The organism is Deltaproteobacteria bacterium (assembly GCA_040223695.1).
Taxonomy (GTDB): Bacteria; Desulfobacterota_D; UBA1144; order Nemesobacterales; family UBA2774; genus JAVKFU01.
Genome location: JAVKFU010000020.1, coordinates 104,579 through 130,965, shown reverse-complemented (window position 1 = coordinate 130,965; position 26,387 = coordinate 104,579). Strand labels below are relative to the sequence as shown.

The 26,387-nt window shown below is 48.8% G+C and carries 24 protein-coding genes; 20 read left to right on the top strand and 4 right to left on the bottom strand.

Annotation, left to right across the window (positions count from 1 at the left end):
• Positions 1-10: 10 nt before the first annotated feature.
• The gene (locus RIG61_13675; GenBank protein MEQ9620206.1) at positions 11-394 is read right to left on the bottom strand and encodes a helix-turn-helix domain-containing protein; all 384 of its coding nucleotides are present in this window, start codon (positions 392-394) and stop codon (positions 11-13) included.
• 100 nt (positions 395-494) lie between these two features.
• On the opposite strand from RIG61_13675, the gene RIG61_13670 reads away from it, so the two are divergent.
• The 13 genes from RIG61_13670 (at position 495) to RIG61_13610 (ending at position 13,668) form a co-directional block, all read left to right on the top strand.
• Complete coding sequence (locus RIG61_13670) at positions 495-866, top strand: nuclear transport factor 2 family protein (GenBank protein MEQ9620205.1); 372 nt, start codon at positions 495-497, stop codon at positions 864-866.
• A 115-nt stretch (positions 867-981) separates the two neighbouring features.
• Entirely contained in the window at positions 982-1,929 is a 948-nt protein-coding gene (locus RIG61_13665; GenBank protein MEQ9620204.1) for a DUF5996 family protein, read from the top strand.
• Positions 1,930-2,092: 163 nt separating this feature from the next.
• A complete protein-coding gene (locus RIG61_13660) occupies positions 2,093-3,028 on the top strand; it encodes a ring-cleaving dioxygenase (GenBank protein ID MEQ9620203.1) in 936 nt (311 codons plus the stop codon).
• A 5-nt stretch (positions 3,029-3,033) separates the two neighbouring features.
• Positions 3,034-3,666 carry an alpha/beta hydrolase gene (locus RIG61_13655; GenBank protein MEQ9620202.1) on the top strand — a complete coding sequence of 211 codons (633 nt, stop codon included), beginning with the start codon at positions 3,034-3,036 and terminating at the stop codon, positions 3,664-3,666.
• Positions 3,667-3,742: 76 nt separating this feature from the next.
• A complete protein-coding gene (locus RIG61_13650) occupies positions 3,743-4,408 on the top strand; it encodes a glutathione S-transferase family protein (protein MEQ9620201.1) in 666 nt (221 codons plus the stop codon).
• Between the two features lie 61 nt (positions 4,409-4,469).
• Positions 4,470-5,915 (top strand): dihydrolipoyl dehydrogenase, encoded by a 1,446-nt coding sequence (locus tag RIG61_13645; protein MEQ9620200.1) that lies wholly within the window; start codon positions 4,470-4,472, stop codon positions 5,913-5,915.
• Positions 5,916-6,030: 115 nt separating this feature from the next.
• Complete coding sequence (locus RIG61_13640) at positions 6,031-6,792, top strand: glucose 1-dehydrogenase (GenBank protein MEQ9620199.1); 762 nt, start codon at positions 6,031-6,033, stop codon at positions 6,790-6,792.
• A gap of 36 nt (positions 6,793-6,828) precedes the next feature.
• The gene (locus RIG61_13635; GenBank protein ID MEQ9620198.1) at positions 6,829-7,848 is read left to right on the top strand and encodes a metal-dependent hydrolase; all 1,020 of its coding nucleotides are present in this window, start codon (positions 6,829-6,831) and stop codon (positions 7,846-7,848) included.
• Positions 7,849-7,984: 136 nt separating this feature from the next.
• Positions 7,985-8,731: a flavodoxin family protein gene (locus tag RIG61_13630; GenBank protein ID MEQ9620197.1), complete on the top strand. Its 747-nt coding sequence runs from the start codon at positions 7,985-7,987 to the stop codon at positions 8,729-8,731.
• Positions 8,732-8,816: 85 nt separating this feature from the next.
• Positions 8,817-9,314 (top strand): zinc ribbon domain-containing protein, encoded by a 498-nt coding sequence (locus tag RIG61_13625; protein ID MEQ9620196.1) that lies wholly within the window; start codon positions 8,817-8,819, stop codon positions 9,312-9,314.
• A gap of 340 nt (positions 9,315-9,654) precedes the next feature.
• On the top strand, positions 9,655-11,373 hold the full coding sequence (locus RIG61_13620) for a carboxylesterase/lipase family protein (GenBank protein ID MEQ9620195.1): 1,719 nt from the start codon (positions 9,655-9,657) through the stop codon (positions 11,371-11,373).
• Positions 11,374-11,653: 280 nt separating this feature from the next.
• Positions 11,654-12,784, top strand: coding sequence for a carbohydrate porin (locus tag RIG61_13615; protein MEQ9620194.1), 1,131 nt, complete (start codon positions 11,654-11,656; stop codon positions 12,782-12,784).
• A gap of 107 nt (positions 12,785-12,891) precedes the next feature.
• Positions 12,892-13,668 carry a methyltransferase domain-containing protein gene (locus RIG61_13610; protein ID MEQ9620193.1) on the top strand — a complete coding sequence of 259 codons (777 nt, stop codon included), beginning with the start codon at positions 12,892-12,894 and terminating at the stop codon, positions 13,666-13,668.
• Between the two features lie 73 nt (positions 13,669-13,741).
• Here RIG61_13610 and RIG61_13605 read toward each other — a convergent pair whose 3' ends face one another.
• Positions 13,742-14,542, bottom strand: coding sequence for a dienelactone hydrolase family protein (locus RIG61_13605; GenBank protein ID MEQ9620192.1), 801 nt, complete (start codon positions 14,540-14,542; stop codon positions 13,742-13,744).
• 113 nt (positions 14,543-14,655) lie between these two features.
• Here RIG61_13605 and RIG61_13600 point away from each other — a divergent pair, with 113 nt between their 5' ends.
• Both RIG61_13600 and RIG61_13595 read left to right on the top strand, forming a co-directional pair.
• Complete coding sequence (locus tag RIG61_13600) at positions 14,656-16,176, top strand: MFS transporter (GenBank protein MEQ9620191.1); 1,521 nt, start codon at positions 14,656-14,658, stop codon at positions 16,174-16,176.
• Between the two features lie 200 nt (positions 16,177-16,376).
• Positions 16,377-19,634, top strand: a complete 3,258-nt coding sequence (locus RIG61_13595) for an AsmA-like C-terminal domain-containing protein (protein ID MEQ9620190.1) — start codon at positions 16,377-16,379, stop codon at positions 19,632-19,634.
• Between the two features lie 112 nt (positions 19,635-19,746).
• On the opposite strand, the gene mscL is transcribed toward RIG61_13595, so the two are convergent.
• Positions 19,747-20,175 carry a large-conductance mechanosensitive channel protein MscL gene (gene mscL / locus RIG61_13590; GenBank protein ID MEQ9620189.1) on the bottom strand — a complete coding sequence of 143 codons (429 nt, stop codon included), beginning with the start codon at positions 20,173-20,175 and terminating at the stop codon, positions 19,747-19,749.
• Positions 20,176-20,319: 144 nt separating this feature from the next.
• Here mscL and RIG61_13585 point away from each other — a divergent pair, with 144 nt between their 5' ends.
• The 5 genes from RIG61_13585 to RIG61_13565 all read left to right on the top strand — a co-directional run bounded on the left by RIG61_13585 (position 20,320) and on the right by RIG61_13565 (position 23,686).
• Positions 20,320-20,598 carry a SelT/SelW/SelH family protein gene (locus tag RIG61_13585; protein MEQ9620188.1) on the top strand — a complete coding sequence of 93 codons (279 nt, stop codon included), beginning with the start codon at positions 20,320-20,322 and terminating at the stop codon, positions 20,596-20,598.
• An 81-nt stretch (positions 20,599-20,679) separates the two neighbouring features.
• Positions 20,680-21,387: a leucyl/phenylalanyl-tRNA--protein transferase gene (gene aat, locus RIG61_13580; GenBank protein MEQ9620187.1), complete on the top strand. Its 708-nt coding sequence runs from the start codon at positions 20,680-20,682 to the stop codon at positions 21,385-21,387.
• 65 nt (positions 21,388-21,452) lie between these two features.
• The gene (locus RIG61_13575; GenBank protein ID MEQ9620186.1) at positions 21,453-22,091 is read left to right on the top strand and encodes an SGNH/GDSL hydrolase family protein; all 639 of its coding nucleotides are present in this window, start codon (positions 21,453-21,455) and stop codon (positions 22,089-22,091) included.
• A gap of 135 nt (positions 22,092-22,226) precedes the next feature.
• The gene (locus RIG61_13570; GenBank protein MEQ9620185.1) at positions 22,227-22,685 is read left to right on the top strand and encodes a hypothetical protein; all 459 of its coding nucleotides are present in this window, start codon (positions 22,227-22,229) and stop codon (positions 22,683-22,685) included.
• A 254-nt stretch (positions 22,686-22,939) separates the two neighbouring features.
• The gene (locus RIG61_13565; protein MEQ9620184.1) at positions 22,940-23,686 is read left to right on the top strand and encodes a gamma-glutamyl-gamma-aminobutyrate hydrolase family protein; all 747 of its coding nucleotides are present in this window, start codon (positions 22,940-22,942) and stop codon (positions 23,684-23,686) included.
• 9 nt (positions 23,687-23,695) lie between these two features.
• Here the strand turns inward: RIG61_13565 and RIG61_13560 are convergent, their stop codons facing one another.
• Positions 23,696-26,134, bottom strand: a complete 2,439-nt coding sequence (locus tag RIG61_13560) for an ATP-binding protein (protein MEQ9620183.1) — start codon at positions 26,132-26,134, stop codon at positions 23,696-23,698.
• Positions 26,135-26,387: the final 253 nt, after the last annotated feature.

The following is a 26,387-nucleotide window of genomic DNA, read 5'->3' as shown; positions in this document are numbered from 1 at the left end:
TACCGATGCATTACTTGACGGCTTTGGGTCTACTAGCAGAATCGTATCGGGTTCTAGCCTTCTCGACCTTGCCGGCGTTTTTCTTTCCCCAGTTCTCGAGCGTGTTGAAGATCGGCATCAGCGAGCGCCCCAAATCCGTCAGTGAGTAAACTACTTTCGGGGGAATCTCCATAAATTGTTTGCGGTTCACGAGTCCGTCCCTTTGGAGCTCTCTCAGCTGCTGTGTGAGCATACGCTGGGTTACGTTGGGGATTAATCTTCTCAACTCGTTAAACCGTCTCGGGGCCTGATTCAGGAAGTAGAGTATATCGGGTTTCCACTTTCCGCCGAACGCGTTTATAGCCGTGCTTACCGGGCAGGCTTCTTTCGTTTCTTTAGATGATTTTGATGCCATTGGTATACAAATTGTAACTATAGTACAAAAATGTACGCAGTTGAAAAATTATACCAAATTAATAGAATATATATCAACTAAAAAGAGGGAGAACTTGAAAATGACGGACGAGGAAAGAAAATCGATTGCATCCGAGTATCTGAAGAGCCTCGATTACGGAAGGGATTTTTTCCACCTGTTCGCTGAAGATGCCGAGGTGTTTTTTCCCAATTGGGGTATCGCCCGCGGCAGCGAAGAATATAAAAAGCTCTTTTCGGACCTTGGAGCTATGGTCGAGGATTTCAGGCACCATCACGGGTATATCAACTGGATCGTACAGGGCGATATGGTTGTGGCAGAGGGATCGAGCGAGGGAAAACTAAAATCGGGCGAGTCCTGGACAGACAGCAAATGGTGCGACGTATTTGAAATCAGGGACGGCAAGATTCAGCGTCTGTACATTTACCTTGACCCGGAATATTCCAGGTACTGATCACCTTAAGCGCGGGCGGCTTATAATTTTGAAGCCTCGGGACTTCTTATTGCCCGGTTTTCAGCTAACATAAAAAAAACGAATCGGGTCCGTTTCGAGCACCGGAGGAAACAAAATGGATAAATTGGATAAAGATGAACTAACAAACAGCGATTCCGGTTTAATCTTTCCTGCGCTCCCGCTTGAGGAATGGGAGGATACGAAAAATACGCTTCATTTATACTTTCAGATCGTGGGCAAGATACGGCTCGCGCTCTTCCCCAAAATGAATCACTGGTGGCATGTGACCCTGTACCTATCCCCGCGGGGTATTACGACGAGGCCGATTCCGTACGGAAATATATTATTCGAGATTGAATTCGATTTCATAGACCACAGATTAATCATAAGAACGAGTACCGGATCGGCAAGGTCTTTTGAATTGAATGCTTTGCCGGTCTCTGAATTCTACAAGAGACTATTTTCTTCATTATCCGAACTGGGTGTCAGCGTTTCTATAAAAGGAGAGCCTTATGATGTTCCATTCAGCGATAAGCCGTTTGAAGTTGATCGGGAGCACTCATCTTACAACAGGGAATACGTCCATCGCTACTGGACAGCACTGTTTCAAGTGAATTCCGTATTTGAGGAATTTAGGGGGAGATTTATAGGCAAAAGCACTCCCGTTCATCTGTTCTGGCATCACGCCGACCTCGCGCTTACAAGATTTTCAGGAAGACCTGCCCCCCCTATGGACGGGGGAACGGTAGCGGACCGTGAAGCGTATTCGCATGAGGTAGTCAGCTTCGGGTTCTGGGCGGGAGATGAGAACGTAAGGGAGCCCGCGTTCTATTCGTATACGTATCCCGAGCCCGAGAACCTCTCGGGCCAGGCGCTCAGCCCCAAAGAGGCTTTCTGGAACACCGGGGGCGGCAATTCCATGGCCCTTTACATGTATAACGATATGAGGAAGTCGGAAAATCCGGAATCCGCTCTGCTTGAATTTTTGGAAAGCGCTTATCTGGCCGGGGCCGGATTGGCCGATTGGAGTATAGAGGACTTTGAATTAAAGAGCGTAAAATAGTTAATCACCGGGAAGATAGGGGAGAGGAGATTACATGGGGCGATGCTCGGTTCTAAATTACGTAACCGGAATGCCGGACCTAGGCAAGGGAGTATAATCAAAAGCCGCTTAGCTCTTTATTAACGACATTCGACTAAATACTTTGATTTTTTAAGAGTGGAATATGGGTGGAAAGATAAAGGGAATTCATCACATAACGGCAATTGCGGGAAACGCAGGTACGAACCACGAGTTTTATACGAAGGTGCTCGGATTGCGGCTGGTAAAAAAGACGGTAAATTTCGACGACCCCGGTACGTATCACTTCTATTTCGGCAATGCGGGCGGAGAGCCCGGGACTATACTCACCTTCTTTCCCTGGGAGGGTATCAGAAGGGGGAGGGCGGGGACGGGACAGGTGACGTCCGCTTCCTTTAGCATTTCGCAGGACTCTGTTGATTTTTGGCTGGAAAGATTCCGCAGCCACAACGTCACCTATAACAATCCTTCACAGAGGTTTGGAGAAGAAGTTATCGTTTTCCTCGATCCCGACGGGCTTAAACTCGAGCTTGCTGCCGATTCGACAGATAACGGCGTGAGTCCGTGGGTAATAGACGGCGTCACTGAAGAGCACGCCGTCAGGGGTTTTTACAACGCCACACTGACGCTTGAAGGCTATGAGAGCACTGCGAGTTTGCTTACCGAGGTATTCGGCTACAAGAAAACGGACGAGCATATGAACCGTTTCAGGTTTCGGAACCCGCACTCTCAGCACGCGAATATTATTGACCTTGTATGCCTCCCTTCAGGGCAGCGCGGCAGTGTGGCCGGGGGCTCCGTACATCACATAGCGTTCAGGGTCGCGGATGAGGCCGAGCAGCTAGAAATGAGAGAAAGGCTTATAGAACTCGGATTCAACGTTACCCCGCAGCTGGACAGAAATTATTTTAAATCCGTGTATTTCAGGGAGCCCGGGGGCGTGCTGTTTGAAATCGCGACAGACCTACCGGGATTTACAGTGGACGAGAACATAAACGAACTGGGAGAAAATCTGATGCTTCCCGACTGGCTTGAGGACAAGAGAAAGGAGATTGAAGGCGTTCTTCCAGCGCTTGCTTAAATCTCATGGATAATCCTGACCTGGGTTTTCATTATATATATATCCCGCCGTCAGGTCCCTCGTATGAAAAAACTATTTTGCTCCTCCACGGGACTGGCGGCGACGAAGAAAGCCTGATTCCGGTAGCGCAAATGATGCTGCCGGGAGCAGCGGTGCTGAGCCCGCGCGGAAAAGTTCTGGAAAACGGGATGCCCAGATTTTTCAGGCGGCTTGCGGAAGGCGTTTTCGATATGGAGGATCTCCGTTTGAGGACCCGCGAGCTGGCCGAATTTGTCAAAAACGCGACCGAAGCATACGGTATAAATCAAAAGAAATTAGTTGCAGCCGGATATTCAAACGGCGCCAACATAGCCTCAAGCGCAATGTTATCGTTCCCGGATTTAATCAACGCAGCGGTTTTATTTCACCCGATGGTTCCCTTCGTCCCTGAAAGTCTCCCTGATCTGTCTCACGTGGAAATTTTCATTACAGCCGGGACAAACGACCCTATAGTCGCGCCCGAGCAGTCAGAGGCTCTGGCAAAGCTTTTTACGGATTCAGGCGCCAGGGTGGAAGTATTCTGGCACAACAGAGGTCACAGCCTTACCCATGAAGAAATAATCTCGGCAAAATCATTTCTTGAGGAATCCCTTAAATAGTTTTTATCAACTAAATTCTTTGAGTAAGCTTATTTAAAACTGGGTCAGCAATGAGTAAATCCCAAGGGGGGCATCTATGATCGATCTTTACACATCGGGAACGCCGAACGGAAGGAAAGTCTCTGTCATGCTTGAGGAGATAGAGCTTCCGTACAAGCTAATTCATGTACATCTGAGCAAACTGGAGCAGAAGGAGGAGTGGTATCTTGAAATTAATCCCAACGGGAGAATTCCCGCAATCGTGGATCACGATAACGGCGGATTCACACTTTTCGAGTCGGGCGCAATACTGATATACCTGGCCGAGAAAACGGGAAAGCTCCTGCCTCAGGATATAAATGGACGCTCGACTGTTATTCAATGGCTCATGTTTCAAATGTCCGCAATAGGCCCGATGCAGGGGCAGGCACATGTTTTTTACAGGTACGCGCCAGAAAAAATCGATTACGCCATAGGTCGCTACCAGCGTGAGACCAAGAGGCTCTATACCGTGCTTGATACCCGGCTTGAGGGTAATGAATTCCTGGCGGGCGACTTTTTCTCCATTGCCGATATTGCGACCTATCCCTGGATAGCCGTACATAACTGGGCGGGCGTGGACATAGACGACCTTCCGAACCTGAGGAGATGGATGAGAACGGTGAGGAGACGTCCGGCTGTGAAAAAGGGTATGGATGTTCCGAAGTCGAGAAAAACGGACATATCGGAAGCCGAGAAGAGGGGGTCGAAACTTCTCGTCTAATTCTTCGCACGTAGCTCTGTCTGTTGTAAATACCTGAATTTACAATCCGGGAGGAGCAATTTTGAAAAATTTAAAAGCGGATGTAGCGGTTATAGGCGCGGGGACAGCCGGGATGGTCGCTTACAGCAGCGCCAAAAAAAATACCGATAAAGTGGTTTTGATCGAGGGGGGACAATACGGGACCACCTGCGCGAGAATCGGGTGTATGCCGAGTAAATTGTTGATCGCCGCCGCCGAAGCCTCGCACTCGATTGAAGAGGCGCCGGGATTCGGAATTTACACCAATGGGGGAAAAACTATCGACGGAGTTAAGGTTATGGAGCGGGTCAGAAGTGAGAGGGACCGCTTCGTCGGATTTGTCCTGGATAAAGTCGAGTCGATCCCCGGTGAATATAATATCAGGGGTCGTGCCCGGTTTCTGGACGGAAACACCCTTCAGGTGGATGACCATACAACCGTCGAGGCAAAGTCGATTGTAATCGCGACCGGGTCAAGCCCCTCGGTTCTGCCCATGTTTCAGGGGCTGGGAGACCGTTTGATAGTAAATGACGATATTTTTTACTGGAACGATCTGCCCGAATCGGCGGTCGTCTTCGGCGCGGGAATAATAGGTCTCGAACTGGGTCAGGCGCTCCACCGTCTGGGGGTTCGGACGATAATACTGAGCAAAGACGGACTCGTCGGGCCGCTAAATCATCCCGAGATAAAAAAATACGCCGCGAAGACCTTCGCCGAAGAATTTTATGTCGATACCGACGCCCTGGTTTACAGCGTCGAAAAGAATGGGAATAAAATTTCTGTGAAGTTCAGGGACCTCGAAGGCGGGGATCGTACCGAAAGTTTTGATTACCTGCTTGCGGCCACGGGCAGAGTGCCTAACGTAAAGAATCTAGGGCTTGAAAACACCGGTCTTGAGCTTGACGGGAGAGGGGTTCCGCTCTACGACCGTTTTACGCTTCAGTGCGGAGAAAGCTCTGTTTTCATCGCAGGGGACGCGGACAACCACCTGCCGTTACTTCACGAAGCCTCGGACGAGGGGCATATTGCGGGGGAGAACGCGGCCGCCTTCCCCGATATAAGGGCGGGGCGGAGAACGACGCCGCTTACGATTGTTTTCACGGAGCCCCAGATAGCTATCACGGGACAGGGTTATAATGAGCTCAAGGAAAGGGAAAATCTTTGCTTCGTTACGGGTAAGGTCTCTTTCGAGAATCAGGGCCGGAGCAGGGTGATGCTTAAAAACAGGGGTTTGCTCCATATATACGCTGAATACGGGAGCGGATTATTCCTGGGAGCCGAGATGTTCGGTCCGAGGGCCGAGCACATAGGGCATTTGCTCGCGTGGTCGCTCGAGAATAAGATGACAATATGCGATATGCTCGATATGCCTTTTTACCACCCCGTTATAGAAGAGGGAGTCAGAACCGCTTTGAGAGACGCGAATGAAAAGCTAAACATGGGTCCCGGCCTTTCCCAGGACAGCATAGAATGCGGGCCGGGGATTTAAGGCTTGTAAGTACAGCCGCTTAATTTCTCCTTTGATAAGCGACTCATTTGTTTCGGATTCCCAATCTAAGTAGAATTTCCAATAACTACTTGAAAAGACGGGAGGATCAACTGATATGAGACTGGAAGGAAAAACCGCGTTCATAACCGGAGGAGGGGAGGGCATAGGGCGGGCGACGGCGCTACTATTTTGTGAAGAGGGCGCCAGAGTGGGCATAATGGGGCGGACGAAATCGAAGCTGGATGAGGTGGTCTCGGCGGCTGAAGGGCCGGGAGAGATTGTAGCACTCGAAGGCGACGTCTCGGTCGAAGAGGATGTTAAAAGTGCGGTCGATGATTTTTACGGACAGTTCGGCAGGATCGATATACTGTTCAACAACGCCGGAATACTCGAGGGAGGCACGGTGGTTACGACTACGGCGGATGTGTGGGACAGGACGATAAATATAAACGTAAAGGGTGTTTTCCTTGTGAGTAAATACGTGGTTCCCTATATGGCCAAGCACGGCGGCGGCTCGATAATAAACAACTCGTCCGTACTCGGAATGGTGGGAATGGAGAACTGCGTCGCCTATAACGCGTCCAAGGGAGCGGTGAGACAGATAACCAGGAGTATGGCGCTCGACCACGCCAAAGACAATATCCGGGTGAATTCCGTCTGCCCCGGCTATATAAAAACCAAAATGGACCCCGAGTTTATGGGAAATCCTCCCGACGCGGATGAGCAGCTCGATAAGATAGCCGCGGATATGATTCCGCTCGTGCGGCGCGCCGAGCCTGTGGAGGTCGGCCACGCCGTTCTCTATCTCGCAAGCGATGAAGCGAGGTATGTAACTGGCTCCGACCTTGTGATTGACGGGGGATGGACGACGCTTTAGCGAAATTGATTCCACAACGGATAGAAAAGGAATGATATGGACCCTGTAAGCCAGGGACTGGTGGGAGCGGTCCTGCCTCAAAGCGTTTCAAACAAAAAGGAGATACGGCTGGCGGCTCTTGTCGGTTTTCTGTCCGGGGTGCTTGCCGATATAGATGTTCTTATCCGTTCTTCGGAAGACCCTCTTCTTGTACTCGAATACCACAGGCACTTCACCCATTCGCTGATATTTATTCCCGTGGGCGGTCTGGTCGCGGCGGGGCTGCTCTGGCCCTTCATGAAAAAGCGCATGAGTTTCGGGAAGGTATATCTCTACGCGACCCTGGGATACGCGACCGCCGGTCTTCTGGACGCATGCACCAATTACGGCACGCAGCTCCTGTGGCCGTTTTCGGATTGGAGAATAGGGTGGAATGTCATATCCATTATCGATCCCGTCTTCACGCTCATGCTGGCCTGCTTTGTTGTGATCGCTGTTTTCAAAAACTCGCGTTATATCGCCCGGGCCGGACTCGCCTTTGCCGTTCTCTATCTTCTTTTCGGGCTTTTTCAGAGGGAAAGGGCGGAGGATTTTATGAGGACGATTGCCGACGGCAGAGGCCATGAGGTTGAGCGTATCACCGTGCATCCCTCGATAGGCAATCTCGTACTCTGGCGATCGATATACGAAAGTGAGGGGGAGTATTATGTGGACGCCGTCAGAGCCGGCCTGTTGTCAGGACCCGGAATTTATGAAGGCGGCTCGCTTGAGGCGGTTGAACTCACGAATAATTTTCATGACATTGATAAAAATTCGGTCCTTTACAAAGACATACTCCGTTTTCAACATTTCTCCGACGGTTATTTGGTCATACACCCCGATTATCCGAACGTACTGGGAGATCTCAGGTACTCCCTCTTGCCTAACAGTGTCAAGCCGCTCTGGGGGATTGAAATAAATATGGATAGGGAAGATCAGCACGTGAGCATGTCGGACTATGACAGGAATGTTACGGGGGATAATTGGCGCGCCTTTCTTAAAATGCTGCGCGGTGAGGAGCTGGATGAGCGGCATTAAAGCGCATATTTATCCGAATAGATAATCGTCCGCGCATCTTTTTACACGCTATTACGTCTTAAAATATTATAAACAACTATTCGGCTGTCCGTTCTAATATTGTTAGCCGGGTTAAAACTCAAGGAGGATATATGTTATGGAATTGAATGAGATACAGATGATGTTGTGTGAAGAAAGCAAATGGGATTTTTCCGACCTTAAAGCGCTGTTTTTGAACTGCACACTGAAAAAGTCGCCCCGGTTATCACATACCGAGGGACTAATGACTATCTCTAAAGCTATCATGGAAAAAAACGGAGTTTCGGTTGAGCTGCTCCGTCCGGTGGATTACGACATCGCATACGGGGTATACGGGGATATGACGGAGCACGGCTGGGATAAGGACGACTGGCCCGGGATTTATGAAAAGGTCCAGGCCGCTGAGATTCTGGTTATCGGTTCTCCTATATGGCTTGGGGAAAAGTCCTCGGTGTGCACAAAAATTGTTGAAAGGCTGTACGCGAATTCGAGCCAGCTGAACGATGAGGGTCAGTATGCCTATTACGGCAAGGTGGGGGGATGTCTTATCACCGGGAACGAGGACGGGGCGAAGCACTGCTCGATGAATATTTTATATTCGCTTCAGCATTTGGGATACGTTATTCCTCCCCAGGCGGACGCCGGATGGATTGGCGAGGCCGGTCCGGGGCCTTCGTACCTCGATCCGGGCTCCGGGGGGCCGGAGAATGATTTTACCAACCGCAATACTACTTTCATGACGTGGAACCTGCTCCACCTGGCGAGAATGATTAAGGACGCGGGCGGAATACCCGCTCACGGGAACCAGCGCTCGGAGTGGGATGCGGGATGCAGGTTCGATTATGAGAACCCGGAGCACAGATGATTTGCCGGACTGCTGAATCAGCTTACGGAGCTTATGGAAAAGGTATATTTCTACTGTGTATAATTAATACACACGGAAAGCGTATATGCCGATTTATGAGTTCTTCTGCAAAAAATGTAATACGATATATAAATTCTTCTCGCGCACAATAGACACCACGACTGTTCCGAAATGCCCCAAATGCAGGAGGGCAAAGCTCGAAAGGGTTTTTTCCTCATTCGCCACAGTTCGGAGCAAGGGCGAAGATTCCGGTCCCGGAGCGGATATGCCCGATATAGACGAGACCAAGCTTGAGCGCGCGGTTGAATTGCTGGAGAAAGAATCCCGGGGAATAGATGAGGACGACCCCCGGCAGGCCGCGGATTTGATGAGGAAGCTCACAGACGCGGCCGGTATTTCCATGGGGGAGGGCATGGAAGAGGCCATAGCGCGGCTTGAAAAAGGCGATGACCCGGAGGAGATAGAAAGGGAGATGGGCGATTTGCTGGACGACGAGTCGTTCAAATTCGATTCCAAAAAGAAGAAGCGCGGCAAGAAAGCCGATGCAAAACCCGAAATTGACGAGACCCTCTATGAGCTATGATTTTCGGTGTACAAAATTCATACGGGCAAAGAGCTTACATAATTACATATAGTAATTAAGCGGATTACCCGTATATCCAAACCTGCTTTAATCCTGTCTATTCCGAGAGTGTTCCGGGTTCAATATGCGTATGCTTCACCGGATTCGGAAACAGTATTTCAAGACGGAAAGGTCGCGGGGAAGAAACGTGTCCCTATTTAAAAACCTGGGCGCATTGCTCTTTCGAGGACAAAATAGGCTATAATCTTCATTATTCGTCAGGGGATATTTTTTAATTAATATCCAGTATATTTGAATCCGCTGTTTGTCTTCTATTCAGTGCTGACTCAGGATTCGTAAAATGACTTTTTCCTACAGCAGGCTTTTCGCGCCGATATTCATATTACTGCTCCCCACGTTCGTCGGATGCGGGCAGCAGAGACTGAATTTAACCCCCGGAGAGTATTCGGAAGAAATAAGGTTCCCTGACATATACGAAGATATATCTGTATTTGAGAAACCAGAGTGCACCACTTCCTCTGTTAAAGTCGGGCAGGGTTTACTCTGCGGAAATCAAATAGGCGCTTCCGGAGGCAAAGGGGCGGCCGCTTATCTGGGAATTCCCTACGCCGAGTCCACCGGAGGAGGGAACCGCTGGCGGGCGCCCGTGCCCAAAGCGGGATGGAGCGGAGTACTGAGAGCGACACGGCTCGGACCTTCATGCCCGCAGAATGCGGACCTGGATTATCCGCAGAGCGAGGACTGTCTCAGTCTAAACGTCTGGACCCCGTTAAACGGTGCGGATACCCCTAGGGCGGTAATGGTTTTTATATACGGCGGCGCTTTCGTGTTCGGTTCCAACTGCGATCCGACGTACGACGGCGCATACACAGCGGCGTATGGGGATGTAGTGGTCGTTAGTATGAATTACCGTTTGGGGGCGCTCGGTTTTTTAGCCGGGGTCGAGGATAAAAGAACGGGGGAGAAAATAAACGGCAACTTCGGTCTGCAGGATCAGATTCTTGCCCTCAAATGGGTGCGCGAGAATATTGAAGCTTTTGGCGGGGACCCTGAAAAAATTACGGTTTACGGCGAGAGCGCGGGCGCGATGAGCATAGGAATACATCTGGTCAGGCCTGAAACGAGTAAGTTATTCAGGGCCGCCATAATGGGGAGCAATCCTTACGGCGTGCCTTATAAATCGCTCAAAAACGCGGAATCGATTACTAAAAGATTTGCTCACAACCTGGGGTGTCCGAAGGACGATATAGAGTGTATGAGGGGAAAGCTTCCCGCCGTGGTACTGTATGCGCAGCAGCAGAGAAACCTGATATGGCCCTCGGTTTTTAACGGCTTGCGCGATCTTCTCGCCTGGTCTCCGGTCATAGACAGGGATTTTTTAAAGGGCCAGCCGCTTGAAATGCTGACAGAGGGCGCAACGGACAAGCCCATTATTGTAGGGACAAACCGGAATGAGGGTCTGCTCTTTGTCGAGAAGACGAAATCCACCCTTCAAGTCGGGGAGATATCCGACTTCGAGTACCGGCTTGCAATAGATTTTATCTTCCGCGACAATGAAATCCGGGAAAAAATATATGAGAACTACCCGCCGAACAAGGATCGAAACGCGGAGATTATTTCAAAAATAATTACCGAATACCTGTTTACCTGCCCGAACCATTACGCAGCATCAGATGGCTCTTCACGTGCCTGGTACTATCTATTCGACCACGTTTCCTCTTTTAATTTCTGGCCGTCCGTTCCGGCTTGTAAAGATGCGGTGTGCCACAGTGACGAGCTTCCCTATGTTTTTCACACGGCTGCTGAAAGGGGGGATAGCTTTACCCCGCAGGAAAAACTCCTTTCCAATCTCATGGTCGGTTACTGGACAGATTTTGCAAAGTATCTCCGCCCCGATCGGTCGGGCAGCGAGTGGCCGCCTTACATGCCGGGCTCCATGAAGCTTGTTTTCGTGACACCTGTAGCCCAAATTAAAGCCGATGATGAGAAGAATGCGGACTGCGAGTTCTGGGACAAGATCGGCTACGACCTCACAGGTTCTTTCTGGGGTTTATTCTGATCCCTCATCGGCCTGCCGGTATTTATTGAGCAATATATAATCCGTATTTCATTTTTATATTTTATTTGCGGCTATCCATACGAAGCAGTAGAATTTGTGAACCTGCTTATTTAAGTTTCGAGATACATAAAATCAAACTTACGTTATGATAAAGAAATTTATTATTTACATCCTGATATTATATTTATTCACTGGGACTTATGCTCCATACGCAGCGGAAGAGACCGTAGAAAGCGGCGACCCCGATTCATTTTATAAGAGTTTTACTTCTCGCGAATATATGACTGGCAGCTGGGGAGGATTCAGGGACAGGCTGATTGAATGGGGAGTCAGGCCCACTGCTACATACGATACAACTGTTCTTGGAAACCCAACAGGCGGAGAAAAAAAGGGGGTAAAGTACGCCGGGCTCCTTAACCTGTATCTTGATTTAGATCTTGAAAGATTGCTGGATGTCGGGGGGACGAGGTTTATGGTGTCTGGCTCATGGGCTTCGGGCGGGAGCCTGAGTGAGGAGGATATCGGGAACTTCTTCCCGGTGTCTAATATTTTTAGCGGCAGGTCGGTGCGGCTTTACCAGCTTTTCCTTGAAACGAAATTTTGGGATAAAAGGGTTACAGTAGCTGCCGGCCGCTTGGGGGTAGCCGATTATTTCAGTACCGCGGAGGTATTCGGTAATTACGTGAGCGATGCCTTCAATATGCATCCGGTAGGAATAGACATTAACGTCCCCGCGTATTTCGCCAATCCTGAAGCAAGCTGGGGGTCGCGTATGAAAATAAAGCCCGCCGATGATTTTTACCTCGCCTCCGGCGCTTATAACTCAAATCCCCGCGTGGGACGCGACAGCACCCACGGACTGGATTTCTCTTTTCGGAACGGTGTTATTCTGATTGCCGAGGCGGGTTATATGCCTAATTCCGAAGAGGGTTCGGGCGGCTTGCGGGGAGGATATAAGCTCGGCGCTTATTATGATACGGGAAAGTTCGAAGAACTCGCAAACACGGAGAAAAGCCGCAGGGGCAACTATGGGTTTTACGTCGTCATTGATCAGATGCTCTACAGGGAACCCGAGACTGAAAGCGAGGGTTTTACCGCCTGGGCTACCGTAACGCTAGCACCGGAGGAAGAGATTAATACAATCCCGTTTTTTCTTTCGTGGGGTTTTGTATATGAAGGACTTTTTCCGGGGAGGGACGAGGACAATGCCGCTTTCGGGATGGCTTACGGGGCGGTGAGCAATGATCTCGAAGGAAAGGACTTCGAGATAGCGCTTGAGGGGACGTATATATTTCAGATTTCCCGCTGGCTCGATATACAGCCGGACGTTCAATATATTGTTCACCCCGGAGGGAGCGGCAGTATTCCGAACGCACTCGTAGTTGGGGTGATGCTGTCGGTCGATTTGTAGGTTCGGCCTGTGTTATAAGGCACCAAGGTTCTGGAGGTTATGATTTATATTGTTTAAGATCAACGGACAGCCCGGCTATCCGATAACAATTACAGGAGGTAAACTGCATGCCGTCTTATATTCTTCCGCATTCAATTCCGCAGGAGGACAGAAGGCTTACGCTTATGTCTCGATTGCTCGATCCGAATACATGCTTTCGAATTGAGCAGACGGGGGTCAGAAGGGGGTGGAGCTGCCTTGAGGTCGGCGCAGGGAACGGGAGCGTCTCATACTGGCTCGCGTCTAAAGTCGGCCCCGGCGGACGCGTCGTTTCAGCCGATATGGATACGAACTTCCTTGAGCGCCTCAACCTGCCCAACCTTGAGGTCAGGAAACTTGATATAGTATCCGAGGCAATAGAGACATCCTCTTATGATCTTGTCTTCGCAAGGGCGATACTTCATCATCTTCCCTCCCGGTTTGACGTTATCGGGAAATTGGCCGGAGCCGTTAAGACCGGAGGCTATATAGTGCTCGAAGAACCGGATTTTCACCCTGCCGGGTGTGCCGAAAACGCTACATGGCGGGATTTCTGGGAGGGGATTACATCATGGGCGGCTGAAAAGGGCGTGGATTATTATATAGGAAGAAAGGTTGCGCCCAGGCTTCAGGAACTCGGCATCGAGGATATTAAGTCTCACGGTGAGACTCTTTTGTTTAACGGAGGCTCGGATGGGGCTGAATATTACAAGCTGTTTATAGAAGAAGTGGGAGCTGATTTGGTGGATACAGACTATGTCACACAGAATCTTATGGATGATGTCTTGGCGCTGCTTCAGGATCCCAGCTTCTGGTCTATGAATATATCCTTTATAGTTACGTCCGGGCGGAAGCCTGAGAAATAGATTATTTGAATTTACATTGGAGCATGGGAGGAAGGAGTTTAACCCCCCTCCCATAATTCTCACTGTTTAGCTGTCAGTCGTTTTCAGGCTGGAATATCTTTTTCAGGAAAGCCTGGAATTTTTCCCACGAATCCTTGTCGGCCTGCTCGTTGTATTCTAGAGGGAGATCAAACTTCTTCCCCTTTTCATCGGCTGACGGGTTGGTGAAGCTGTGTTTTACTCCGGGATATATCACCAAATCGTAGCTTGCGTTAGTGTCCTCCATTACCTTTTTGAAGGCGTCCAGCTGATCCTGGGGTACGAACGGATCGTCGCCGCCGTGAAATACTATTATATCGGCTTTAACCTGGGCGTTCTCCGGGGCGCTTGTCGGAAGAATACCGTGAAAGCTCGCGACACCGTCAAGGTCGACTCCCCTTAAAGCCATATTCAGGACGACCGCGCCCCCGAAACAATAACCTATGGCTGCGATGTGCTCGGGATCAACCGTCTTCTGTTCCTTCAATAATGTTAAAGCCGCCTGAAACCGTTTCTTTGCATCGTCGAGATTGGACATAACCTTTCCCGAAAGCTCTCCCGCTTTTTCGGGATGGTCGGCCGTCTCGCCGTCACCGTACATATCTACCGCGAGCGCGGTATAACCCAATCCGGCCAGCATATCCGCCCTTTTTCTGGCGTAATCGTTGTGACCCCACCATTCATGAACTACTAGAATGCCCGGCCTTTTGCCTTCGATGCTGTCGTCGTAGGCCATATAGCCGTTGAAAGTGGCGTCGTCGGCTTTATACTGAACCTCTTCGCCCACGATTTTGGCCTGGGATGCCACGGTGAAAAATGAGAATATCAAAATGAATACAATGCTGAGTACTTTCATACAAATCTCCTCCCTGTGTGGTATTGTCAATCTACCATAATTAAATGATAAAATATTCGATGTCAACTGAAAATTGAGTAATAATATGATTTCGAAAGAGGATTGACCATCATATGACACGGAAACAAATACTCACATTTATTGCAATGGGCATCGGGGTGGGAGTAATAGCGGTAGATATAGCCGCGATAAATGTCGCGCTGCCCGCCGTTGAAAAGGATTTCAGGACGACAGTCGGTACAATCCAGTGGGTAGTGAACGGCTACGCCCTTTCTTTCGGCGTGCTGATGGTTACGTGCGGCAGACTCGCGGATACTTTCGGACGCAGAAAAATATTTTTTATCGGCTTGATTATCTTCGCTCTGGCTTCACTGACCGGAGCATTATCTCAAAGCGCAGGTGTTTTAATAGGCTCCAGAGTCGTGCAGGGATTCGGAGCCGCTTTACTATGGCCGTCGGTCCTAGGAATCATATATTCCTCCGTTTCGGATGCACAAAAGGGCTTTGCAGTCGGGCTCATACTCGGAGCCGCAGGCGTGGGAAATGCGGCAGGACCTTTGATCGGGGGTTTTTTGACCGAATTCGCATCCTGGCGCTGGGTACTTTTCGTAAACGTTCCGTTATCTGTCATAGCCGGTATTCTTACCTACCTGGAAGTTGACAAGCAGCCTGTCGAGGGCGGCAAAAAATATGTTGATTACCTCGGTATAACAACGATTACAGTTTCGCTGGTTTCATTAATGTACGCTTTAAATCAGTCGACATCCTGGGGGTGGGGTTCTTACAGAACGATTTCGCTTATTCTTATATTCGCTGTAGTTATGTTTTTGTTTGTCCGGATTGAAAGAAAAACCGAAGACGGGCTTATACCCCCTGACGTTATGTCCAATATTCCCTTTATGCTAACAGCGACAATAATGTTCACTTTAATCCCGGCATTTTTTGCGATGCTTCTCTATATGCCGCAATATTTTGAGAAATTTCTTAACTACTCTCCCCTTCGCGCCGGGGCCTCACTGGTTCCAATGTTATTTATGTTCGCGATAGTAGCCCCTATCTCCGGGAAGATTTATAATTTGATCGGGGCAAGGCTTTCGATTTTCGCAGGTATGATACTTACGTTTACAGGTACACTGGGCATCATTTTTTTGGCCTTTGGGAACAGCTATTACGGTTTTTTGCCCGGTTTGGTCGTTTCAGGAATCGGCCTCGGTTTTGCGGTGCCTTCGATTACCACTGCGGCGGTGAGTTCGGTGCGGGAATCGAGGGCGAGCCTGGCGGGGGGAATAGTTTATATGTTTCAGCTCGTTGGGGGGGCTTTGGGACTCGCCGTTATAACTACGATTTTTACGGACTTCGCGAAAAATGATCTTTTGAACCGAATTAAGGGAGCGGGAGTTAGCCTGTCGGATTCTCAACAAGCCGATGTGACAGGCTTTATTCTGGGAAGCGAGAGCAAGAAGGCTTTGCTTGACGGACTGGGGGCCGAAGAATTTCAGCAGGTATTGACCCATATCCATCACGCTTTCGTTACAGGAATTGAAACAGGGCTGGGTTTCGCCGCTTTTTTGGTTGCTACCGGAGCCGTACTGTGCTTTTTTGCCATATCGGATAAAAGAAAACCGTCCGGCTGAGTCGGAGCATGATCTTTTAGCCTCAAATTAGCACGGCTCGATACGGGTCTGGCGCGCGTGAAAGTATTATCTCAGGTTTTTCATTAATCCCATTATAATCACTAAAAAATTGATTGTGGAATGATACTTCGTTAGTTACTCTTAACTCTGTAAATATTGGTGCTAAATATTCATACTATACTAGCTGTCGGAATGTGTGAGTGAAGAACGTAAAAAGGGTTTCATACTGGCTGGGTTCGGGGATAGGGATAATTGTGATTCTGGCTGCAGTTTCCTTTCTTCTCGCCAAAAAGTTCGTTAACCGTGAGCATATGAAGGAGGAAATACTGGCTTTCCTCTCGGATAGAATCGACGGCGATGTCGAATTTGAGAACGTTGATATTCGTTTTTTTCACTGGCCCCACGTCTATATAAAAAACGGAAAAATTTCGGTTCCCGATAAGCTCGAGGGGAGCTTTGAGACCCTCGTGGTTTATCCCAAGCTTCTGCCGCTCCTGGAGGGGAAAGTTGAAATCTCCACACTCCGGGTTAACAAGCCCAAAATAGAGCTTTACATAAAAGATGAGCCCGAGGAGGGAGAAAGCACCGAAGGGTATGCCCTTTCGTTTGAGGATTTAAAACAACATATTGTGCGGTCCCTTGGTTATCTGGAGGCAGACGACCGGGGGCTCAATGCCGAGATCAAAAACGGCGTGGTCGTGCTCAAGAAGGACGGAACCGACGTCCTTTCGCTCAGCGGCTTAAATGCTTCAGTGTTACTTCCAGACGATGAACTAATCGTTAAAATGTCAAGCAACTCGAGCTTCTGGAAGAAACTTACCCTGAACGGCAGCATCAACGTCAAGGATTATAGTGGAAAGGGTGAATTGGTTGTGAACGGATTGGAGCCCCACAAAATAGTGGAGTTCTCGATTCCCGGTAAAGAGCTTGTTTCCGATTCCATTATTAATTTGCGTACGAGATACAGAACGGAGGGGCTCCGGACTCTCGACGTTATCTTGGATGCCTCCGTTCCGAGACTCACTCTGGTTCAACATAGTGAGAATTTGAAAGTTGGTGGAGAAAATATCAGTGCCGAATTGCATGTTGATGAAAATAGAATCGAATTGGAACTAAATAACGCCGATCTGACTTATCCGGAGCTGAATCTATCCGGTAGATACGAAATTGATAAAAAGGCGGAAGTCGAAAAATTGTCTCTCAGGGGCCTCAATGTAAATGCAGAGTCGGTGAGGGAAAGCGCCCTGTTTGTCGCAGGGGAGAACGATATTGTGGATATAATTTTTGAGGTTGTCAGGGGAGGTACGGTGCCTGAAATCACTCTCGAGGCGTCGGGGAGTACTTTCAGGGACCTCTGGAGGCAGGGGAACTTCGTTATAGAGGGAAACATGGTCAACGGGAATATATATATTCCCGTAGCCGAATTCGATATAGTAGGGGCGGAAGGTGACGCCGTTATTAGCGACGGGACTTTAAAAGGCACCAATCTGAGCGGAAAACTCGGTAATTCCCTGGGTTACGACGGCGCGTTGTTAATAGGCACGGACGGATCCGAGGGGCCCTTAAACCTTGAGATTATGATTGACGCGGATGCGGCCGAGGTTCCTCCAATACTCGAACAGTTCGTGCATGATGAAATATTTTTAAATGAAATGCGCCGCATTAAAAACGTCAACGGAAAGGCAAAGGGGAAATTTGTTCTGGGGGACCGGAAAGAATCCCCCGACCCCGAGGTCTATGTTTCCGGATTCGATATTACCGCCGACTATGACCGGTTCCCTCAGCCGCTCAGCGTAGAGGGCGGGAAATTTGATTATGCCGACCAGAAAATCGATGTAGAGGGTCTAAAGGTTACAACGGGCAAGTTATCGTCCCCTGGGTTTTCGGGTTCTTTTAAATGGAAAAATGAAAAGTCCCTTCACGCGGTCTCAAAAGATACAAAAGCGGATTTGAGCGAATTATTCCTCTGGCTTTCTTCAATCGAGTCACTCAGGCCTCATCTCACAATTATCGAATCCGCCGGGGGATCGGCATATTTTTCCTCCGTCTCGTTTACAGGTCCGTTGTCCGATCCTGCCGGTTGGCAGATTAATGCTGAGGGCAATGTGAGCGGAGTGGATATAAATATTGACGGGTTGGATCACCCGATCAGCATCCCGACTGCAGAAATTAAATCGACCAGCGGTGAACTGTCGGTATCAAAAGCGGCTATCGCCTCAAAGGACAGTTCCGTTAATGTTGAAATGGTTCTTAACAACTATTTTACGAACTTCTTTGAGCTGAACATGGATTTTGAGGGCACTCTGGGTCCCGCGGCCATGGATTTTCTGTCAAAGCACGTGAAACTCCCCGAGGAACTCGTATTTCCGGGTCCGATATCGATTTCCGACTCCAGTCTGGTTTTTAAGAAAAACGGCAATGGCGGAGCCGAACCGGCGGTAAATGAGCCTGCCGCGCAAAATCACCGCCCCGCGGATGAGATAGATTTGAACGTAAACATCCGGGCGGACGCTCTCGAATGGAAGGATTCCGAGAAGGTGGATTCCATTGAGAAAGAAATTAAGACTGAAAGGCGGAACGGATGGAATTCACCTCTTGGCGGCAGGGTCAGCGTGAAGTCCGAAAGCTTCAAATTCAAGGGTTTAAACTGGGACTCCCTCGACGCGATGATTTCTTTTCTTGATAATAGCATCGATATCGACATAAATGAGGCAAACCTGTGCGGTATCTCAACACCCGGCTTGCTCAATATCTCTCCTCCGAGTCTCAGCTTTGAATTCCGGCCCTTCACCCGAAACGATAGTTTGGCAAACGTGCTCGAATGTCTTTTAGACAAAGCCGGGATAATCTCAGGGGATTTCGATTTTAACGGTAAAGTTTCTTCCCAAAGCGAATTCGGCGAGGTGACCAACTCGCTCGAAGGCGGTGTGGAGCTCACGTCCAGTAACGGTCGGGTGAAAAAGTACGGCGGGGTTGCGAAATTTTTCTCATATCTTAACTTCGGAGAGCTGTTTCGAGGAGACTCGCCGGATTTCGACAAGGAAGGGTTTCGATATGACAACCTGGTAGCGAAGGCCGATATTAAAGACGGCAGGGTTAAGATTACCGAGGCCGCTATGGACGGCCCGTCCCTCAAGATCGTCTGTGAGGGTTACATAGACCTGGTGCTCAAAAAGCTCGATCTCCAGGTTCTCGTAATACCTGTAATGGCGGTAGATTCCGTGATTGATAAGATACCCCTCGTCGGTTACGTCCTTGGCGACAAGTATGTTTCCATCCCGGTTAAGGTCACGGGGGATATATCCGACCCCAAGATCGAGGAGCTATCCCCTTCGGCGCTTAGATTCGGACTCCTGGGTATTATAAAGCAGACCCTGAATATTCCTGTAACATTGATAAAACCGCTTAAGAACAAAGATAAATCAAAAGGGGATACGAATGAGAATGAAAAGGAGTAACGGTATTTTGCCGTATTTACTTTCGGGTCCCGGTCTCACTTTTCATTGAAAAAATCTCCGCGCTTACTCCAAAAAGAGTAACCCGTCTATTTGTTTATCATAAGAATCAGAGCTATTTTTTTTTCAGAATATCCCGTATTTCGGCTAGCAGCTTTTCTTCGTTCGACGGTTCGGGCGGCGCCTCGGGCTTAGCCTCTTCTTTTCTCTTCATCTGATTGATAGCGCGCACGAGTACAAATACCGCGAGCGCGACAATTAGAAAGCTGATGACAGTATTTATGAATGCCCCGTAGTTTATCGTGACGGCACCGGCGTCTTTGGCGTCTATCAGGGCGGCGTAAGGACCCGGCGGCGTCCCTTCCTTGAGTACTAGAAACAGGTTGGAAAAATCCACGTTTCCAAGAATAAGACCTATGGGCGGCATGACAACGTCATTCACAAGGGATTGAACGATTGTCCCGAAGGCTGCTCCGATTATGATACCGACAGCCATATCGACCACATTCCCGCGCATGGCAAATTCTTTGAATTCTTTAAGCATTGTTCATCTCCACAGGAATCTATTGGTTTCTATTATCACACATCGGTTTGAAATATCAATGCCGGATTTCGTAGATATTGTTAACGGTTGGACTCACGAAAAAAGGACTGATAAAATATTCCTGAATTCAGCTCAATTGTTCCGATGAAAAGTCAAAACCGTGTTGAGATTACATATTGCAGACAATGCCGGTGGTTACTCAGGGCAACCTGGATGGCGCAGGAGCTGCTCACGACTTTCGACGAGGAAATCGGCGAAGTAGCTCTCGTTCCGGGGACGGGGGGCATTTTCGAGGTCAGTGTTAACGGCGCACTCGTGTGGTCCAGAGAAGAGAAAGGCCGCTTTCCCGATATCAGGGAGTTAAAACAGTGTGTGAGGGACCGTATCGCGCCTGAAAAAACGCTCGGACATTCGGATAAATAAAACGAGGGGTAATAGTGTGTTCGGTTATATTAATCACCTGAATAAGCTTTAGAAACTGTGATAAATGTATAATATTTCCCTATGCCAGTATATCTACTGAACGAGTCGCTGATTTTTCCTCACCCGATGAACGCCGAGCCCGGCGGGCTTCTCGCGGTGGGAGGCGACCTTAGCGTCGAGAGGCTCCTCCTCGCATATCGAAACGGAATTTTCCCGTGGTATTCAGAAGGCGACCCTATTATGTGGTTTTCCCCCGACCCGCGGCTTGTGCTGGCTCTGTCCGATCTTTATGTATCAACGAAGCTGAGGAAACTCATCAGGGCAAACACCTTTGACGTAAGATACGATAATTCATTTGAGGAAGTGATTACGCTGTGCGCGAATGCGAGCCGGAAGGGGCAGGACGGCACATGGATAACCGATGATATGATCGATGCCTATATCGAGCTTCATCAGGAAGGATACGCCCACTCTGTCGAGACATATTATGAGGGCAGGCTCGTCGGCGGTTTATACGGTCTATCCCTGGGAGGGGCTTTTTTCGGGGAATCGATGTTTCACCTGATGAGTGATTCTTCCAAAGTCGCTTTGTATTATCTCGTTCGGAAGCTCAGAAAATGGGACTTCGATTTTATCGACTCACAGGTGTCGAACGATCATATGAAGCGTATGGGAGGCAGGGAAATATCCAGGGAGACCTTTCTCTTAAAACTGGGGGATGCCCTTGATAAGAAAACGATAAAGGGGAGCTGGGATGATGCGCCTGCTTTAAGGAAAGATCGTCTCTGAAATTCCTTTCCCGGCCACGAATTGCGTATATTACAAGCAGATTGACTTTACAGGGAGATGGAAAGATGAAATCGATTTTATGTTACGGCGATTCTATTACCTGGGGTTATAATCCCGCCGACGGGACCAGATTCCCTTTTGAGAAACGCTGGCCCGGAGTTTTACAGATGGAACTCGGCGATTCCGTGAGAGTGATGGAAGAAGCCCTTCCCGGACGCACAACTAACTGGGACAGTCCCTTTCTGCCGGACCGGAACGGGCGCAAGTCGCTCCCCATGGTACTCGAGACTCACGCTCCTGTAGATATTTTTATATTCATGCTCGGCACCAATGACCTATGGAAGGGATTTGAGTTAAGCGCTTCAGATATTGCAGCCTCCTGCATGTCCCTCGTCTGGACAGTACAGAAAAGCATGGCGGGGCCCGGATTGGGCGTGCCTGAAATTATATTTATCGCGCCTTACCCGCTCGGCAGGCTGTCTCAGTTCATGAAATTTTATTTCGAGGGGAGGGGAACCGTATCCAGACAGCTTGGAAAGGAGTGCAGGAAAGCGTCTGAAGCTGCGGGAAGCAGGTTCCTCGATTCATCAAAATACGTAAAAGCGAGCAAAATTGACGGTGTTCATCTGGATGAGCAAGAGCACGGAAACCTCGCGATAGGTATAAAAGAATTAGTAAAAGATATGCCTGGTTTTAATATATAACCCCGCCGGCGCGCAATAATTGAAAATTGCCCTGCTGCATGTATAATGAACTCGGTTCACAAGAAATATAGCTGACCGATTAGATAAAATTCCATTAGACGACGATCAATTTTACTGAATACAAGGAGGCTTATAATGAGCGAATGGAAGGTTACAAACCACGGACATCCCGATATCGAACCCTCTGCCAGCAAAAGGGCCATATTCATAGGTAGGTACCAGCCCTATCATATGGGGCATGTGAGTCTGGTGAGGCAGAAACTGGATAAAGGGGTTCCGTGTCTGATTATGGTAAGGGATATTCCGCCCGACCCCAAGAACCCGTTCACGACCGAGCAGACGGTCAGCATGATTAAAAAGTATCACGAGAGCAAGGGGGATGACGTGGTAGTGATGATAATCCCCGATATCGAGTCGGTTAACTGGGGCAGGGGAGTCGGGTACGAGATGAATGAGTATTTCCCGCCCGAGGATATAGGCTGGATTTCGGCTACCAAGATTAGAAGTGCCGTGGCCGACGGAAATGACGACTGGAGAGAGCTGGTTGACGAATCAATACAGGAAGATGTTGTGAGTTACCTCAAGGGAGAATGATACCCCGCGTACATTCCCGGTACAACAGGATTGAGACGGCCGTGAGGCCGTCTCTCGCTCCTTTCCGATCTCAAGGTAAGTTCTTGACATACGCCTCCAGTATATTCTCACGGATTCTTAAATCCCTTGAAGAGGATTGTTGTATAGTTTTAAGTAGTGGTTTTTATCCGTTTACAGTACCAAAATCCGGATTAAATGGGTAAATTACAGTGTATCGATTTAAAACTCCCCGAAATATTAAAGGCCTGTAACTCATGCCGAGACTTTTGGTATTTCAACATGTAGCATATGAGATTCTCGGAACCCTTGACCCATTGCTCAGAGGCTCCGGGTTCAGAATCAAATACGTTAATTTCGAAAGGCATCCGGGCTTCGTGCCAAGTCTGGGGGGATACGACGGACTGATAGTCCTGGGCGGTCCTATGAATGTCGATGAAACAGGCGAGTATCCTCATCTGAATACGGAAGTTGAAGTGATAAGAGAGGCCATAGGGGAAGGGATGCCCATACTCGGTATATGTCTCGGCTCCCAGCTAATCGCCAAGGCTCTGGATGCCAAGGTAAATAGAAACAGCGAAAAGGAGATAGGATGGTACGATGTTCGTCCTACCGCTCGGGGAAAAGCCGACCCGCTCGTTTCCAATTTCTCCGAGGTGGAAAAGATTTTCCACTGGCACGGGGATACGTTTGATTTACCCGAAGGCGCGGAGCTTCTTGCCTCCTCCGAATTGTGCGGGAACCAGGCCTTTCGCTACCGGGACAATGTTTACGGTTTTCAGTTCCACCTGGAGGTCGATGAGCCGATGGTGGAGCGCTGGCTCGGTATTCCCCAGAACCGGGATGAGATAGAACGGACAAACGGAAAAATAGACCCCGAAAAAATCAGATTGGAAACACCGGAATATATCGACCGTCTCAAAGATTTAAGCGACAGGACATTCGGGGGCTTCATAAATTTATTCGGTTTCAGAAAGAAACGAAAAACCCTTCCTTCGAGGTAGGCCGAATGCTCATTTTCCGTTAGTATCGTTTGTCTTTTTCGAGCCCTGCTGTCTTCCGAACTTTCTGTAATTTTCCGCGAATTCTCTGAGCTTCTTGTCTACGAGGTAATTAACGGTGCCGCGCTTGTACTTTCCGCTCGCGCCCCTTTTGCCCGCTTCCCTGCCGGTAAGTACCTCGACTGCCTGGTCAATTGTTTCAACCGGATATATGTTAAATGTCCCCTTTTTTACAGCGTCGACAATTTCCTTCTTCAGCATCAGGTTCTTTACGTTCTGATAGGGGATAACTGCTCCCTGCTCGCCTGTCAGGCCCTTTGCCTTGCATACGGCGTAAAATCCTTCCACTTTTTCATTCACGCCCCCGATCGGCTGTATTTGGCCTTTTTGATTGACCGAGCCTGTAATCGCGAAACTCTGTTTTATCGGCACTTCAGACAGGCTAGATAGAAGGGCCACCAGTTCCGCGGCGGAGGCGCTGTCGCCGTCTATCATCTCGTAGCTCTGCTCGAACCCTATACTGGCGGAAAGGCTGAGGGGTTTTTCCTGCGCGTGGTTATTCCCTATGTAGCCGTTCAGAATGAGCACGCCTTTGTCGTGTATATTTCCGCTCAGTCTGGATTTCCTCTCGATATTGACAACCCCTTCAGTTCCCATATAGGTCTCGCATGTAATACGGGACGGTTTTCCGAACGCATAATCTCCCATATTGTAGACGGCAAGGCCGTTTATCTGCCCCGTTACCATGCCCTCGGTGTCAACCAGAATAATCCCCTTCGTTATAAGCTCGCGGATCTTCTCTTCGATCATGTTTGATCTGTATATCTTTTCCTCTATCGCCTTCTCGACGTGCTTTCTTTCAGTCAGCCCGTTATCTCCTTCCGCCTTCGCCCAGTAATCGGCCTCCTTCAGGATTTTCGTAATTGAGCCGAGTTGAACGGATAGTTTATTCTGGTCTCCCGCCAGTCGCGACGAGTACTCGATCAGGGCCTCCACGCCGCTTCTGTCAAACGGCGCGAGTCCGTCTCTGTCGCTGATGGATTTTATAAAGCACGAATACTGCGATAACGTGACGTCGTTTCTGTCCACTACCGAGTCGAAATCGGCTTTTACTTTGAACAGTTTCCTGAAGTCCTCATCATATGCATACAGCATATGATAGATATAGGAATTTCCCGCCAGAATGACTTTTACATCGAGCTTGATGGGCTCGGGTCTTATCCCTACGGTGCTTGAGAACCCGTACTGCTGATACACGTCTTCTATTCGTAATTCCTCGTTTTCGAGCGCTTTTTTGAGAGCGTCCCAAACAAAGGGGTATTTGAACAAATCCAGGATTTCAAGAACCACATAACCCCCGTTGGCCTTTGCAATCGACCCTGCTCTGATCATCGTGAAATCGGTAATAAGGGCGCCGAATCTGACCTCCTTTTCAATTGATCCGAACAGGTTCGTATATGTGGGGTGGGTTTCAAATATAACAGGCGCGCCTTGGGTCTTCGAATTGTCTATGAAAACGTTCACCTTGTACTCAGTGAATTCCGGCTGCTGCTGCGGCATTCTGAACGGCATAACACCGCCGCCCGCCTGCATTCCCTTATCAGGTAGGAAGTGATCGATGTTCTCTAGTATATGCTTTTGCAGCTGATCGAGGTGGTCTATTATCTCGGGATATATTTTGTATTTCTCACGGAGATTTTCTATGAGGTCCCGAACCGAGAAAAGCGCCACCCTCTTTTCGAGTTCCTTCAATTTTTCACCGGCTTCACTTTCGAGCTTTCTGCTGGCTTTTAAGGCATCCGCTACCTCGTTGTCAATCTTCTCTTTCCTGGCCTTGATTTCCTCTTTTGTTTTATCGTCAAGCGCATTATAGTTCTCCTGAGTGACCGGCTTGCCCTCGATAAGAGGAATCGTGATAATCCCCGTCGGAGAGAACTGAACCTGGATATTTTCCCCGGCGGCCTTCTTCTGAAGCTGCTCGAAAAGCTCGTTTTTTCTCTTCTGAAACTCATTCATTATATTTTGTTTCTCATCTTCAAAGTCCTTGCTTTCAAACGCGCGGGGAATATCTGTCTTGAGCACTTGCAGAAAATCATCCATATCCTTTTTGAAGAGCTTTCCCTTGCCGGTGGGCAGTTCGATTGCCTTCGACTCATTAGAATCCTGGAAATTGTACACATAGCACCAGTCGTTCGGTGTGGGCTCTTCCCCGGCAACTTTAGACAATATATTTTCTATGGTCGTGGTCTTCCCTACGCCTGTGGGGCCGACAAGGAATATATTGTATTCGCCGAACTCCATGCCGAGTCCGAAATTAATTGCATCTACCGCTCTTTTTTGTCCGATAAATTCCGTACACGGCTCAAGGTCCTCTGTGGTGTTGAAATTTAGTGGGCTTAAATCGCATTCACGGTAAACCTGCGACGCTTTTAATTTCTGTACCTTTCTCATTAGTAGTCCTCTCCCTGGGCATATAAACCAATAATTTCAATTGATAATTCAGTTCAGCTTAAAATACTACCATTATGTAAATACCTATCAAAACGAATTGAATTCCACATCGGTGAAACCGATATTGAGATTATTGTATATTCAGGGAAAGAGTGCAAGTTCTATTGAATTTGACTTTTACTACGCTGCGTGTTGCAATAAAAAACGAGATAAGATTAATTTCGGCATACGTAATCAACTAAATGGAGGCAAT